The 16,221-nt window shown below is 32.4% G+C and carries 1 protein-coding gene; it reads left to right on the forward strand.

Going from position 1 to position 16,221, the window contains the following annotated elements:
• The first annotated feature begins 4 nt into the window (after window positions 1-4).
• Window positions 5-16,219 (forward strand): non-ribosomal peptide synthase/polyketide synthase, encoded by a 16,215-nt coding sequence (locus tag ABNT65_RS15445; protein ID WP_348746239.1) that lies wholly within the window; start codon window positions 5-7, stop codon window positions 16,217-16,219.
• The last annotated feature ends 2 nt before the right edge of the window (window positions 16,220-16,221 follow it).

Here is a 16,221-nt window from a genome sequence, read left to right on the forward strand (position 1 = left end):
ATCAATGAACTTAGAAATTTTAGAGATATTAAAAATATCCGAAAAGGAAGGTATTAAGTTAGTTTTAGAAAATGGTGGTTTAAGTATAAAAACGAAGAAAACTAGTATTGATTCGGATTTACTTCAAAAGATTAAAAATCAAAAAGAAGTATTAATTAGTTATCTCGAAAAACATCAAAAAGATAGTACTCTTAAATCATCTGATATAAAAATAGAGCCTTATGATAGAGGTGCTTTTACACGTATACCTTTATCTTTTAACCAAGAAAGATTATGGTTTTTAGATCAGTTACAAGGCAGTAGTCAAGAATATCATATTCCTACAGTAATTTGTTTAGAGGGAACACTTAATGTCGATTTATTAGAGGTAGCTTTAAAAACAATTGTCGCTCGTCATGAAATATTACGTACTAATATTTTGTCAGAAGAAGGAATAGGGTATCAAGAAATTGTTAGTGAAGATAATTGGAGTTTAGATAAAGAAATAGTTTCAAATGAAGAGGCTATAACATCTGCTTTACAAAGCTATTTAAATACTCCTTTCAATTTATCCAAAGATTATAAATTAAGAGCGTGTTTATATGATTTAGGAGATAATAAGTACGTATTAGCATGTGTTTTTCATCATATAGCAAGTGACGGCTGGTCAGGAAATATTTTGACCAGTGAATTTATAGAATTATATAGTGCATTGCAATCTGGTAGAGAAGCGATGCTTCCAGAATTAAATTTACAATATGTTGACTACGCAATTTGGCAACGTAAATATTTTGAAGGTAAAGTTTTAGAAGCTCATTTGACTTATTGGGAACAAAAGTTAGCAGGTGTAAGTACATTGTCATTACCTTTAGATTATGTTCGCCCTTCAATTCAAAGTAGTTCAGGAGCAAGCATATCAAAAAATTTAAGTGAGAAATTAAGTGGTTCACTAAGAGACTTATGTCAACAAGAAGGTGTTACAATGTCTATGTTGTTGTTGTCAGTTTTTAAAGTATTATTAGCTCGTTACAGTAATCAAGAAGATATTTGTGTAGGTACACCTATAGCCAATCGTACACAATCTGAATTAGAAGGAATGATCGGCTTCTTTGTAAATACTTTAGCCTTGCGTAGTGATTTAAGTGGAAACCCAAGCTTTAAAGAAGTATTAGCAAAAGTAAAAACAACAACTTTAGAAGGTTATAAATATCAACAAACACCTTTTGAAAAGGTAGTAGATAAAGTGGTGACTACTCGAGATATGAGTATGACACCATTATTTCAAGTGATGTTTGATTACCATAATGAAACATCAATTTTAGAAGAAGAAAGTGGAGACGTTGGTATTGAAGATCTTGCTGTATCAGGATATGAAAGCTCAGAAGTTCCTGCGCAATTTGATTTGACAATGGATGTTTCTGAAGATGATGTAGCAATAACATTAAGTTTGAGTTATTGTACAGACTTATTCAAAGAAGCTACTATTAAACGTATGTTATCTCATTACCAAGAGTTATTAGTAAGCGTGGTAAGTAATACTGAAAAGTCAATAGGAGATTTATCAATGCTTACTCAGGAAGAAGAAACAGAATTATTAGAAGTTTTTAATGAGAATACGGTTGATTATCCACTAGATAAAACAGTGGTTGATTTATTTGTAGCTCAAGTTCAAAAATCACCAAAAGCAGTTGCCGCAACTTTTAAAGGAGAAGAGTTAACCTATAAAGAATTAGATGAGCGTTCTAACCAGTTGGCTCATTATTTAGTAGAGCAAGGAGTACAAGCAGATGGTCTCGTAGGAATTTGTATAGATCGAGGATTGGATATGCTCATTGGTGTTTTAGCAATATTAAAATCAGGAGGAGCCTATGTACCTATCAAACCAGATTTTCCAAAAGATCGTATTGCTTATCTTTTAGAGGATACAGGCTGTTCTTTATTAGTAACAAACACCACAAGTAAAGAAGTTTTATCTACTCTAACAGACACGGTTAATTTAGTTGTCTTAGAAGAAGCAGTATCAAATTCAGCGTATCCAGTTACAGCATTAGAGTTGTCACACAAAGCTACTGATTTAGCGTATGTAATTTATACCTCTGGAAGTACAGGATTACCAAAAGGAGCTATGATTGAACATGCAGGATTATTAAATCACTCATTGATCATGATTGATGAGTTGAAAATGACTAATGAAAGCGTAGTTGCCTTTACAGCCCCATTTACCTTTGATATTTCCGTATGGCAATTGTTAAGCGGATTATTATGCGGAGGTCGTATAGCCATATACAGTGAAGACGAGATTTTAGATTTAGAAGGTTTCCAAAGCTCATTATCAGAAAATAACATAAGTCATTTACAATTAGTGCCTTCTTATGTAGCAAGTTTATTAGAAAGCGGAGAAGAAGTAGCAGGTTTGTCCAATCTAGCATATTTCTTAGTAACTGGAGAAGCAGCTACAAAATCATTATTAGATAAATGGTTCTCATTATATCCATCCGTACCTGTGGTAAATGCTTATGGACCAGCCGAGGCGGCAGATGATATCACGTTACATATCATGAATGAGTCTCCAAGTGGAGTTGTAGTTCCAATCGGAAAGCCAGTAGCCAATATGGATTTATATGTGGTAGATAAGTTTGATAACTTATGTCCTATTGGAGTTGTAGGAGAATTATGGACAAGTGGAATAGGAGTAGGACGAGGTTATTTGAACAGAGAAGAATTAACCAAGGAGAAGTTTATTACCAATCCATTTACTTCAGAAGGAGGGAGATTATATAAGACAGGAGACTTAGGAAGATGGTTGCCAGATGGTACATTAGAATTTGTAGGACGTTCAGATGATCAGGTAAAGATTCGAGGATATCGTATAGAATTAGGAGAGATTGAAAATGCTTTATCAATTGTAGAAGGAGTTCAAAACAGTTGTGTACTAGCTAAGCAAGATACCATTGGTACAAACCGTTTAGTAGGTTATATAGTTTTAGAAGATGGGTTTAGTAAAGCGAATATTCAAGAGACATTAAAGACTAGTTTACCAGATTACATGGTTCCATCTATTTGGGTTGAGTTGGATGAAATGCCATTAACAGCTAATGGTAAGATAGACCGAAAATCTTTACCAGAACCAGATCTATCAGAGTTATCAAGTAGAGAATATGTGGCACCAAGAAATGAAGTAGAGGAGCAATTAGCAATTATTTGGCAAGATTTACTAGGAGTAGAAAAGGTAGGAATGTATGATGATTTCTTTGAGTTAGGAGGACATAGTTTGTTGGCTACTCGTTTAGTTTCAATGATTCGTAAAAGATTAAAGAAAGAACTTGAAATAGCTAGTGTTTTTGAGTATACAAAAATGTCTGACTTAGCAGCGTATGTAGCTACATTGTCATCAGGAATTTTACTTCCAGCTATAACTGTTGAAGAGCGCCCAGAACGAATTCCATTATCGTTTAGTCAAGAACGTTTATGGTTTTTAGATGAGTTACAAGGAACAAGTGAATATCATATTCCTATAGTAATTCGTTTAGAAAAAGAATTGAATACAGCTATTTTAGAAGAAGCTTTAAAAACAATAGTTAGGCGTCATGAAGTATTGCGTACTAATATTGTATCTGAAGAAGGAGTAGGATACCAAAAAGTTATTAGTGCTGATAATTGGTTGTTGAATAAACAAGAGGTTATATCTGAAGAAGAGTTAATTGATAATTTACAATCTTATATAAACACTCCGTTTAATTTAAGCAATGACTATATGTTACGTTCATGTTTATATAGTTTAGGAGATAGTAAATATGTATTGGCATGTGTATTTCATCATATTGCAAGTGATGGTTGGTCAGAAGATATTTTAGTTAGTGAATTTTTAGAACTATACAGCTCTTTACAATCAGGAAAAGAAGTTGGTCTTCCTACATTAAATTTACAGTATTCAGATTACGCAATATGGCAACGTAAATATTTAGAAGGAGAAGTTTTAGATAACCAATTGTCATATTGGAAAGAAAAATTATCAGACGTAAGTACTTTAGAACTACCAACTGATTATACGCGTCCTGTTATACAAAGTTTAAAAGGAGACAGTGCTTATTTAGATTTAAACGAAGCACAAACAAAGGCAATCAAAATTTTATGTCAGAAAGAAGGAGTTACACCATTTATGTTTTTCCTATCTGCCTTTAAAGTATTGTTGTCTCATTATAGTGGTCAGGATGATATTTGTGTGGGAACACCAATAGCTAACCGTACACAATCAGACTTGGAAGGTATGATTGGTTTCTTTGTAAATACCTTAGCACTTAGAAGTGATTTAAGTAGTAATCCAAGTTTTAGAAACTTATTGCAGGAAGTAAAAAGGACAACTTTAAAAGGATATGATAATCAATTAGTACCTTTTGAAAGAGTAGTGGATAGCGTTATTACTACACGTGATATGAGCACAACTCCTTTATTTCAGGTAATGTTTGCTTTACAGAATACATCTGTAATGTCACAAAAAGAAGAGGTAGGATTTGATTTAGGAAATGTTGAAATTTCAGAATATGATTTTGATACCATTTCGTCTAAATTCGATCTGACAATGAATATTTCGGAAGATGATTTAGTATTTTCTTTAAGTGTAGAATATTGTACAGATTTATTCAAACAATCAACAATTGATAGGATGTTAGTTCATTATCAAACATTGTTAAGTAATATTGTAAGAGATGCTAGTCAGTCTATAGGTAGTTTATCTATGCTACCATTGGAAGAAGAAAACCAACTGTTGAATGTATTTAATGATACTTCTTTTGAGTATAGAAAAGATAAATCTGTAATTGATTTATTCCAAGATCAAGTATCAAAAACACCAGATTCAGTAGCTTTATCCTTTGAAGGATCTGTATTAACATATCAAGAATTAGAAGCACGCTCTAATGAACTAGCTTGTTATTTAGCATCAAAAGGGATAGCAGCCAATATGCATGTGGGTATCCTATTCAATAGAAGTTTTGATATGGTTATAAGTATGTTAGGAATCCTTAAGTTAGGATGCGCTTACGTCCCATTAGATCCATCTTTACCTATCAATAGAATATCACATATTATAGAAGATTCGAGTATAACGCATGTAGTTTATAAGGAAGCATCTTTAATATCAATTATTCCAGATTCGTTAGCTATTGAATCATTGAATATAGACGACTCAAAAGGATATGAAGTCTTAGAAAAAGATATTGAACGACCATTAACCTCAGTATCTTATGTAATGTACACTTCAGGAACTACCGGAGTTCCTAAAGGAATAAGTATCAACGATGAGAATATCATTACGTTGGTAAATAATCCATCCAGTGCTATAGCTATCAATAGTTCAGATCGAGTATTGCAATGGTCAAATTATGCATTTGATGGTTGTACCTATGAGATTTTTGGTAGTTTATTAAATGGAGCAACGCTTTATTTAATACCTAAAGAGGTTGCCTCAGATGCATCTGCATTATCAAAGGTTATAGCTAAAGAAGAGTTAAGTGTTATCTTCATAACAACGGCTTTATTTAATGGATTATCAGACTATGACGCTTCTTTATTATCAAGTTTACGCTTATTATTATTTGGAGGAGAAAAGGTATCGGTATCTCCAGTTCGTAAAATGTTATCAGGTTTAGGGCCAAATAAAATATTGCATGTATATGGGCCAACGGAGACTACTACGTATGCATCCTGTCAAGTAATATCCGAGATTCCATCAGAAGCAGTAACCATTCCAATTGGAAAACCATTAAGTAATACAGGTTTTTATGTATTGAATTCAAGTAAAGAATTAGTTCCAATCGGTGCTATAGGGGAATTATATATCTCAGGAAGTGGAGTTTCACAAGGTTATTTAAATCGAGAAGAGCTAACAGCAGAACGTTTTATAAGTAATCCATTTAAAGAAGGAGAAAGGATCTACCAAACAGGAGATTTAGTTCGTTGGTTACCAGAAGGAGTAATAGAGTTTGTAGGAAGAAAGGATAGTCAGGTAAAAATACGCGGTTATCGTATTGAATTAGGAGAGATAGAAAATGTGCTATCAGAAGTGTCAGGAATTCAAGGAAGCTGTGTAATAGCTAAAGAAGATGGAGTAGGTAATAAACGATTAGTAGGTTATGTTGTTTCAGAAGAAGGATTAGAAACAGAAGCCATAGAATTGGCATTAAAAGCTAGTTTACCAGATTATATGATTCCAAGTTTATGGATACCATTAGAAAGTTTACCATTAACAAGCAACGGAAAGTTAGATAAGAAGTCATTACCAGAAGTTGATATTACAGGATTATCTAGTGCAGAATATGTAGCGCCAAGGAATGAAGAAGAGGAACAATTGGCAGCTATTTGGCAAGAATTATTAGGAGTAGAAAAGGTGGGCGTACATGATGATTTCTTTGAGCTGGGCGGACATAGTTTGTTAGCAACACGTTTGGTTTCGAAAATAAGAACGGAATTAAATATAGAAATTGCTATTAGAGATATATTCCAATACCCAACAATAGCAAATCTAAGTTTACAAGTACTAACTTATTCAAAAGGGACTTCTTTACCATCAATAACTATTCAAGAAAAAGAAGAAAACATACCATTATCGTTTAGTCAAGAAAGGTTATGGTTTTTAGATCAATTACAAGGAAGCAGTGAAGAATATCACATTCCTACGGTAATTCGTTTAGAAGGAGATTTAAACATAGAAATATTAGAAAATGCTTTACAAGCCATAGTGAATCGTCATGAAATATTACGCACAGTAATTTATGAAAAAGAAGGTGTAGGCTATCAACAGGTAATATCAGCGGAAGCTTGGTCATTACATAAAGTTGTTACTTCTGAAGAAGTGGATTTAGAAAAAGAAATTACAAACTTTATAAATAAACCATTTGATTTATCTAAAGATTATATGCTACGTTCTTGTATATATGATTTGGGTAATAATCAATATGTATTAGCATGTGTTTTTCATCATATTGCTAGTGATGGTTGGTCATCAGGAATCTTAACAAATGAGTTTGTAGAGTTATATCGTGCGTTAAAACAACAAAAAACAGTAAATCTTCCAATATTAAGTTTACAATATTCAGATTATGCTATTTGGCAGAAAAAGTATCTAGAAGGAGAAAAATTAGATAGTCAATTATTATATTGGAAAGAAAAATTAACAGGAGTAAGCACTTTAAATTTACCAACAGATTATATTCGTCCTTCAATCCAAAGTAAGGAAGGCTCAGAAGTTTCATTACTATTAGATCAAGTGCTAGTAGATTCTGTAAATACATTATGTCAAGAACAAGGAGTAACACCATTTATGTTTATGTTATCTACCTTCAAAGTATTATTATCTCTTTATAGTGGGCAAGATGATATTTGTGTGGGAACTTCTATTGCTAATCGTACACAATCTGAACTTGAGAGTATGATTGGTTTCTTTGTAAACACATTGGCATTACGTAGTGATTTAAGTGGAAATCCAAGTTTTAAAGAAGTATTAGAAAGAGTAAAAGAAACTACTTTAGAAGCTTATGACAATCAATTAGCTCCTTTTGAAAAAGTTGTAGATAAGATAGTTACTACTCGTGATATGAGTACAACTCCTTTGTTTCAGATAATGTTTGATTACCAAAATGAAGGAGATGATTCTAGTAATTTAAACGAAGAAGTTGCAGAAATAGACGATTTTGTAATCTCAGGATATGAGCATACTGAAACTACAGCACAGTTTGATTTAACATTCAATGTATCAGAAGTAGAAAATAACATTTCTTTAGCTATTAGCTATTGCTCAGCATTATTTAATGAATCTACAATAGTAAGAATGCTAGCGCATTATCAAGAATTACTAAAAAATATTGTAAATGATATAACATTGCCAATTAGTAATTTATCTATACTTACCAAGCATGAAGAGGATTTATTATTAGGTAAAGACTGTACAGCTGAAGGATTGTATTTTAATCCAAAAACTGAAAATTTAGAAAATACAGTGCCTATTAATGTATTTTTTGAAGAAATAGTAGCAAAAAATGAAGATCAAATTGCTGTTATACATAATGATGTTGAATGGACTTTTAAGCAGCTAAACATCTATGCGAATAAAATAGCACATACATTATTAGAAAGTGGAGTTTCTCCTGGAGATTGTGTGGGTATTTATGATGAAAGAACACCACTATTAATAGCTGGAATGTTAGGCATTATGAAGGCGGGAGCTTCTTATACTCCTTTTGATACTCAAAATCCAGCATCTAGAATAGAAGTAATGTTATCAGATGGGATCTTTCCATATTTAATAACAACAGCCGAATTATTCCAGGAATTAAGTTCGCCAAATATTAAAGTAGCGTTATTATTAGATGAAGGCTCAACAGAAGTAACTTCAGAAACTATTTTAATAAGAGATAAAGATTTTATAGATGTTCAAGCAATAACAAATCCAGAAAATGTAAATAAAATGGATAGCTGGGCATATGTGTTATTTACTTCTGGATCAACAGGAACACCTAAAGGAGCAATCACTCACCATAAAGGAGCTTTAAATCATTTGTTAGCAGAATATAAAGAAATGGAATTAGAAGATAATTTCCGCTTTTTACAAAGCGCAGGAATTGGTTCAGATATTTCTGTATGGCAAATTTTAGGACCTATATTAAAAGGAGGAGCTTGTGTAATAATAGATAAATTTGATTTATTAGACTATGATAAAGTATTAGCACTATTGGTAAACCGTGAAGTAAATGTAATAGAGTTTGTACCAACTTATATGAACGGACTTTTGTTACATATTCAAGAGCAAGAACAACCTGTTTCATTAACTAATTTACATTGGATAATGTTAGTTGGAGAAGCAATACCGGTTGCTATGGTAAATACTTTAAGAGATTTATATCCATCTATTCGTTTATTAAACGCGTATGGACCTTGCGAAGCTTCAGATGATGTAGTTCAATATGAAATCAAGGAAAAAATACCAACCAATCGTTTACGAGTACCAATTGGTAGACCAATACCTAATATGTCTGTAGCAATTTTTAATAAAGAAGGAAATTTATGTCCTATAGGTATTGCTGGAGAAATAGGAGTAGTTGGAGATGGAGTCGGAGCAGGTTATTTAGGATTACCAGAAAGAACAGCACAGAGCTTTATAAAAAATCCTTATCCTGAATTATATGGTGATGTCATGTATAAAACAGGAGATTTAGGTAGATGGTTACCTGATGGTAATATAGAGTTTATAGGAAGAGAGGATCATCAAGTTAAAATTCGAGGACACAGAGTAGAACTAGATGAAATAGCAATTGTATTACGTAATCATGAAGCTATAGAGAATGCACATGCATTAGTACATAAAGACAAAGACAATCAGGCTTATGTCATTGCGTTTATGATTCCTAAAGATCATGAATTAACAAATAATAATGAGGCATATAATGAGATTTTAGAAGAGTTATTAGAGTTATGTAGAGCGTCTTTACCAGCATATATGCATCCTACACATTATACTTTAGTATCAGAATTTCCTGTGAACTTAAGTGATAAAGTAGATGGTAAAAAACTACTTAAAAAGTACTTAGAAGAAAATGAAGATACATTAAGTAGTGGGAATTCAGTTATATATGTAGCTCCAAGAAATGAAATAGAAAAACAATTAGTTACTATTTGGCAAGAATTACTAAAAGTAAATGAGATAGGTATTCATGATGATTTCTTTAAGTTAGGAGGTCATAGTTTATTAGCAACTCGTTTAGTTTCTAAAATTCGTAAAGAGCTAGAGGTTGAAGTTTCTATTAGAGATATTTTTGAATATACAGTTGTTTCTACGTTGGCGGATTACTTATCAGCTCAGTCAAAAGGGGTTTTATTACCAACAATAATTGCAGAAGAAAGACCTGTTCAAATACCATTATCATTTAGTCAAGAACGTTTATGGTTCTTAGATCAATTTCAAGGCAGTGCAGATTATTTAATGCCTTTTGTATTCCGTTTAGAAGGTGAAATTAACCCTTTAATATTAGAAGAAACTTTTAAAACAATTGTAGCGCGTCATGAGGTATTACGTACCAATATTTTGTCAGATGAAGGTATTGGTTACCAAGAGATCATGAGTGTTGACAATTGGTGTTTAGTCAAAGAAAAAGTTTCAGAAGATCAATTAAGGGAAGCTCTAGAAGAATATCTTTCTACTCCTTTTGATTTGTCAAATGATTATAAATTACGTGTACGTTTATATGATCTAGGTAATGAGAAATATGTGTTAGCTGCTGTTTTCCATCATATTGCTAGTGATGGTTGGTCTGAAGATATTTTAATGAATGAGTTTACAGAGTTATATAATACTTTAAAATTAGGTAAAGAAACCTCTTTACCAGAATTGAGTTTACAATATGCGGATTATGCTATATGGCAACGTAAATATATAGAAGGAGAAGTACTAGAAGCTCAATTATCATATTGGGAAAATCAGTTAACAGATATAAGTACATTAGAATTACCGTTGGATTATGTTCGCCCTGCTGTACAAGACACAACAGGAGATAGTATTGTCTTAGAGTTGGATGAAGAATTAACAAGTTCACTAAAAAAATTATGCCAAGAAGAGGACACTACTTTATTCATGGTACTATTGTCAGCCTTCAATGTGTTATTGGCTCGTTATAGTAATCAAGATGATATCTGTATCGGAACGCCAGTAGCAAATCGTACACAATTAGAGTTAGAAGGTATGATTGGTTTCTTTGTAAATACGTTGGCATTACGTAGTGATTTAAGCGGAGATCCAAGTTTTAGAGAGTTATTGGCAAGAGTAAAAGAAACTACGTTAGAAGGTTATGATAATCAGTTAGCACCTTTTGAAAAAGTAGTAGATAAAGTAGTAAAAACTCGTGATAGAAGTATTACTCCTTTATTCCAGGTAATGTTTGTTTTACAGAATATTCCAGAAATTATTGAAGAAAAAGTAGAGGAGGAATTAGTAGAAGAAAATGAGTTTACAATGTCAGCTTATGATGAGGTTGGATCAAAAGTTTCAAAATACGACCTTACATTACATGTTGACGAAGATGGTACAAATATAACATTAGATTTAGGGTATCGTACCGCTTTATTTGATAAAACCACTATCAACAACATGTTGCTACAATATAAAGAACTATTAAGTAGTATTGTAAAAGATAGTACGGTAGCTATAAGTAGTTTATCAATACTAAGCGAAAAAGAAGAGTTAGAGTTAGTTGAAGTTTTTAATGACACTACATATGATTATCCAGAGGATAAAACAATTGTAGATTTATTTAAAAAACAGGTTGAACAAACTCCAGATGCAGTTGCTTTATCTTTTGGGAGTGAGGTGTTAACATATAAAGAGTTAGATGAACAATCTAATCAGTTAGCACATTATTTAGAGTCTGTTGGAGTTGTAAAAGATTCTCGAGTAGCCATACTTTTTAATAGAAGTTTTGACATGGTTATTAGTATGCTAGGAATCTTAAAATTAGGAAGTACTTATATTCCTTTAGATCCATCATTGCCTTCTAATAGATTGTCACATATCCTAGGAGATTCTGGAGCATTTTTCTTAGTATATAAAGAAGAATCTTTACTATCAAGTTTATCAGTTTCAGATTTTATATTTTTCTTGAATATTGAAGAATCATACTCATATGAATCTTCTGAAAAGAAATTAGATAGAAATCTTGATTCTACTGCATATGTTATGTATACTTCAGGAACAACAGGTAAGCCAAAAGGAATTCCAATTAGTGATAGAAACATACTTACACTTGTTAATAATCCATCAAGTACTATTTCTATTACAAGTTCAGATAAAGTATTACAATGGTCTAATTATGCCTTTGATGGTTCAACATATGAAATTTATGGTTCACTATTAAGTGGAGCTTCACTTCATTTAATAGAAAGTTCGGTAGCTTCAAACGGACAAGCTTTAACTCAAGTAGTACATGAACAAGGATTAAGTGTTATATTCATTACAACCGCACTGTTCAATTCTATGGCAGAGTATGAGCCATCATTATTAGCTAGTTTAAGATTGTTGTTGTTTGGAGGTGAAATGGTATCAGTATCATCAACTAGAAAAATGTTAGCAGAATTAGGGCCAAATAAAATACTACATGTATATGGTCCAACCGAGACTACTACTTATGCTTCAAGTTATGTGATTTCTGAAATACCAGAAAGCATAAAAACAATTCCAATAGGAAGTCCTTTGAGTAATACTCAATTTTATGTTTTAAACCCAAATCAACAATTAGTACCAGTAGGTGCAATTGGAGAATTGTGTATTTCAGGAACGGGAGTTTCTAAAGGATACTTAAATAAGGAGGAATTAACTAAGGAAAAATTTATAGCAAATCCATTTAAAGAAGGAGAGGTTATTTATAGAACGGGAGATTTAGCTCGTTGGTTACCTGATGGAAATATAGAGTTTATAGGCAGGATAGATACTCAGGTAAAAATAAGAGGATATCGTATTGAACTTGGAGAAATTGAAACCGTGATAGTTTCATTAGTAAATATTCAAGAATGTAGAGTATTAGCAAAAGAAGATGTTAGTGGAAATAAACGTTTAGTAGCTTATGTTGTGGCTGAGGGTAAATTTGATAAAGAAGAAATTCAAACACAACTAAAAGTAAGCTTACCAGATTATATGGTACCTCAATTATGGGTTGCATTAGACAAAATACCATTAACAAGTAATGGTAAATTAGATAAAAAATCGTTGCCTGAACCAGATAGTTCTGATTTATCAAATAAAGAGTATGTAGCACCAACTAATGAAACAGAAGAGGAGTTAGTTGTAATTTGGAAAGAATTATTAGGTATTGAACAAATAGGTATTTATGATAATTTCTTTGAATTAGGAGGACATAGTTTACTTGCAACACGTTTAGTTTCTGCAATTCGTAAAGAATTATTAATAGAAATTGAAATAGCAGACATTTTTGAGTATTCAACAATATCAGATTTAGGAAAATATTTAGAAACACAAACCAAAGGAGCTATATTACCAGCGGTTGAGGTTGAAAATCGTCCTGATAATATTCCTTTATCTTTCAGTCAGGAACGTTTATGGTTTTTGGATCAGTTTGAAGGAACGTTAGCCTATCACATTCCTACAATAATTTGTTTAGAAGGAGCTGTTGAAGTTCCAATCTTAGAACGTGTATTACAAACAATTGTTACTCGTCATGAAGTTCTACGTACCAAGCTTATTTCTGAAAATGGAGTAGGATACCAAAAGGTTATTAATGCAGAGAATTGGTCATTAACTCAAGAAGAAGTAAACGAAGATACCATTGAAAAAAGCATAAAAACGTATTTAGCAATTCCTTTTGATCTATCAAGTGATTATATGTTTAGAGCTTGTTTATTCAAACTGAAAGAAAATAAATATGTATTAGCTTGTGTAGTACATCACATTGCTAGTGATGGTGTATCTGGAGGTATTTTGATGAATGAATTTATGCAGTTGTACAGCGCTTTCCAGTCAGGAAAAGAAGCTATACTTCCAGAGTTAAGTCTACAATATATAGATTATGCTATTTGGCAACGTAAATATTTAGAAGGAGAAGTTCTAGGAACACAGCTTGATTACTGGAAAGAGAAGCTAACAGGTGTAGATACATTAGCATTACCATTAGATTATGTAAGACCAACTGAACAAAGTAGTGCAGGAGCAACAACTTCATTACTACTAGATCAAGAATTGAGTGCTCAATTAAAAGTTTTATGTAAACAAGAAGGAGTAACTTCATTTATGTTTTTCCTTTCCGCTTTTAAAGTTTTATTATCACGTTACAGTGGGCAGGACGATATTTGTGTAGGAACACCTATAGCTAATCGTACTCAGGTAGAACTGGAAGAAATGATAGGTTTCTTTGTGAATACATTGGCATTGCGAAGTGATTTAAGTGGCAACCCTAGCTTTAAAGAAGTTTTAGATAGAGTTAAAAAAACAACACTTGAAGGTTATAATAATCAATTAGCACCTTTTGAAAAGGTAGTAGATAAAGTGGTAACTAATAGAGATACCAATATGACTCCTTTGTTCCAAGTAATGTTTGATTATCATAATGAGGTATATTCAGGAGGAGAAGATGTAGAAGTGGAAGGCGTTGAGATTTCTGAATATGAAAACTCTGAAACTACTGCTCAGTTTGATTTAATGTTTAGTATTTCAGAAGAAGGTGAATACACGCCAATTACTATAGGATACTGTACAGATTTATTTAAAGAAGCTACAATTGTACGTATGTTGAATCATTATCAAGAATTACTGAAAAGTATACTTCAAGATATTGAACAGCCAATAAACAACTTATCACTGCTTACTAAGGAAGAAGAAACGCAATTATTTGATGTTTTTAATGGAATTGAAGTAGATTATCCTTTAGAAAAAACAGTCGTAGATTTATTTTCTGAGCAGGTACAAAAATCTCCAGAAGCTATTGCAGCAGTATTTAAAGGCGAAGAATTAACCTATAAACAGTTAGATGAACGTTCTAATCAGCTGGGGCATTATTTAGTAGCAGAAGGAGTAAAACCAGATGATTTAGTAGGAATTTGCTTAGACAGAGGGTTAGATATGTTAATCGGTGTTATGGCAATTTTAAAATCAGGAGCGGCTTATGTTCCTATCAAACCAGATTTTCCTAAAGAGCGTATTACGTATCTTTTAGAGGATACAGGTTGTTCTTTATTAGTTACAAATATTTCAACCAAAACCATCTTAACATCAATACCTGATACTGTTAATACCATTGTATTAGATGATGCAATTTTAAGCTCTGGTTATCCAATTACTACGGTAGATGTATCAATTAAAGCTAATGATTTGGCCTATGTGATTTATACATCAGGAAGTACAGGATTACCAAAAGGAGCTATGATTGAGCATGCAGGATTATTAAATCACTTGTTAATCATGGTTGATGAATTAAACATGACAAGTGATAGTACAGTAGCTTTTACAGCTCCATTTACCTTTGATATTTCTGTATGGCAAATGCTAAGTGGATTATTATGTGGAGGACGTATAGCAATCTATAGCGAAGATGAAATTTTAAATTTAGAAGGCTTCCAATCTTCGTTGTCAGAAAATCAAATCAGTCACCTTCAATTAGTACCTTCTTATGTTACTAGTTTATTAGAAAGCGGTACTATATCACAAGGGTTGTCAAACTTATCTTATTTCTTAGTAACGGGAGAAGCGGCCACAAAATCATTATTAGATAAGTGGTTCACTTTGTATCCATCAGTCCCAGTAGTAAATGCATATGGACCAGCAGAAGCTGCTGATGATATTACATTGCATATTATGGATGAAGCTCCAAGCGGAAATATCGTTCCAATAGGAAAACCAGTAGCTAATATGGATGTGTACGTTGTTGATAGATATGAAAACCTGTGTCCAGTAGGAGTAGTAGGAGAACTATGGACTAGTGGAATAGGAGTTGGAAGAGGATATTTAAATAGAGAAGAATTAACCCAAGAGAAATTTATAAACAACCCATTTACTACAAAAGGTGATCGTTTGTATAAAACAGGTGATTTAGGAAGATGGTTGTCAGATGGAACTTTAGAATTTGTAGGACGTACAGATGATCAGGTAAAGATTAGAGGATATCGTATTGAATTAGGTGAAATAGAAAATACCTTAACATCTTTAGAGTCTATAAGCCAATGTTGCGTATTAGCTAAGAAAGACCCGTCAGGAATTAATAGATTGGTTGCCTACCTAGTAGTAGAAGAGGAAGCTGAAAAAGAAAAAATACAAGAAGGTATAAAAGAAAGCCTACCGGAATATATGATTCCTCAATTATGGGTAGTGTTAGAAGAGTTGCCATTAACACCAAATGGTAAAATAGACAAAAAATCACTGCCAGAACCAGATCTTTCTGAATTATCTAGTAAAGAATATGTTGCGCCTAGTAATGAAACAGAAGAAGAACTTGTAGCCATTTGGCAAGAATTATTAGGAATAGAACGAATAGGTATTTATGATGATTTCTTTGAATTAGGAGGTCATAGTTTATTAGCTACCCGTTTAGTATCTATGATTCGAACAAGGTTAGCTACAGAAGTATCTATTCGAGAAATATTTGAACAAACCACAGTAGAAGAACAAGCGTCACTTGTCGAGATTTTTAAATCATACCTCGATGATAATGATGAAATTGACCAAGAAAACTATATAGAAACTATTGAAATCTAATT

Origin of the sequence: Tenacibaculum sp. 190524A02b (genome assembly GCF_964036645.1) — a bacterium.
GTDB classification, from domain to species: Bacteria; Bacteroidota; Bacteroidia; order Flavobacteriales; family Flavobacteriaceae; genus Polaribacter; species Polaribacter vairaonense.